The sequence below is a fragment of the Phytoactinopolyspora endophytica genome, from assembly GCF_004138495.1.
Classification (GTDB): domain Bacteria; phylum Actinomycetota; class Actinomycetes; order Jiangellales; family Jiangellaceae; genus Phytoactinopolyspora; species Phytoactinopolyspora endophytica.
This window is the reverse complement of record NZ_ML142866.1, coordinates 134,923-136,534: the sequence shown is the minus strand read 5'-3', so window position 1 is coordinate 136,534 and position 1,612 is coordinate 134,923. Positions and strand designations below refer to the sequence as shown.

Here is a 1,612-nt window from a genome sequence, read left to right as displayed (position 1 = left end):
CTCAGGCCTTACTGCTGACCACTGGTGACCTCGCCGCCATGTTTCTCAGTGGCCGACTCCTCGATCGCTCCATGCGGCTCATGATGTGCCGCCTCGAGTTCCTCAGCGGTCGGTTTCTGGATGACATCGCCGAAGTAGAACTGGGAGATCCGTGCTCGCCGACGATCCCTCTTGTAGTTCGGGTTGGGAACGCCGTTGGCATCGGTGGCCGGTCCGGGATCGACAGGCTCGACTCGCTCGTGCGACGTGAGCGCGTACGCGTCGCCTTGTTCGAGAGGCACATGGCGCTCGGTGAACTCGCCCTCCGGGCTGACCACGATGGTGCCGCTCTCCCGGCCGTGCAGCACCTTCTCCCGGTCGCGCCGCTGGAGCCCCAGGCAGATGCGTTTGGTGACCCAGAACGCCACCACGGGCAACACGATGACGCTGACCTGCAAGAACCGAGAGACCCAGTTCACAGGGATGTGCAGCACGGTGGCGAAGAAGTCGTTACCACCGGCGATCCACATCACGATGTAGAACACGATGAAACCGACGCCCAGCCCGGTACGCACGGGAACGTTGCGCGGCCGGTCCAGCACGTGGTGCTCACGCTTGTCGCCTGTGATCTTCTGTTCGATCCATGGATACAGAGCGAGTGGCGTCAGAATCAATCCAGGCAAGATGACGGCCGGTATCAAGACACTCAGGGTGAGCGCATGCCCGAATATGTCGATCTCCCATGGAGGCATCAGCCGCAATGCGCCGTCCAGGAAGCCGACATACCAGTCCGGCTGTGTGCCGGCCGTGACTTGTGACGGATCGTAGGGTCCCCAGAACCAGAGCGGGTTGATCTGGATGGTGGCCGCCATCAGGAAGATGAAGCCCCACACGATGAACTGGAAGCCACCGGCCTTGGCCACGTAGACGGGGAAGAACGGGTAGCCGACAACGTTCTTGTCATTCTTGCCCGCGCCCGGGTACTGGGTGTGCTTCTGGTACCAGAGCAGCATCAGATGGAGCGCGACCAGCGCCAGGATGAGTCCGGGGACCAGGAAGATATGGATGGGGTAGAGCCGGGCGACGATGTCATCGCCGGGATACTCACCACCGAAGACGAAGTACGACAGGTACGTCCCGACGATCGGGATCGCCAGCATGCCGCCCTCGATGATCCGCAGACCCGTACCGGAGAGAAGATCGTCAGGGAGTGAGTAGCCGGTGAAACCGTTGGCGATGCCGAGAAACAGCATCGTGATGCCGACCAGCCAGTTGATCTCGCGAGGCTTGCGGAACGCGCCCGTGAAGAAGATGCGCAGCATGTGCACGGACATCGCCGCGATGAAGATGAGTGTGGACCAGTGGTGGACCTGTCGCATCAGCAGCCCGCCACGGACCTCGAACGAGAGCTCGAGCGTCGAGGCATAGGCCTCGGACAGGCCGATCCCACGCAGCGGTACGTAGGCACCCTCATACGTGATGTGTGCCATCGAAGGCTTGAACCACAGCGTCAGGAAGATCCCGGACAAGATGATCAGGATGAAGCTGAACAGCGCGATCTCCCCGAGGAGGAAAGACCAGTGGTCCGGGAAGACCTTGCGAATGTTCTTCTTCAGCCAGTTGCTCGCGGTGA

At 61.4% G+C, this 1,612-nt stretch carries 1 protein-coding gene; it reads right to left on the bottom strand.

Annotated elements, in window-relative coordinates:
- Positions 1 to 8: 8 nt before the first annotated feature.
- Positions 9 to 1,612, bottom strand: a 1,604-nt coding sequence (qcrB, locus tag ELR45_RS27540) for a cytochrome bc1 complex cytochrome b subunit (protein WP_165368145.1), incomplete at its 5' end; no start/stop codon positions are given.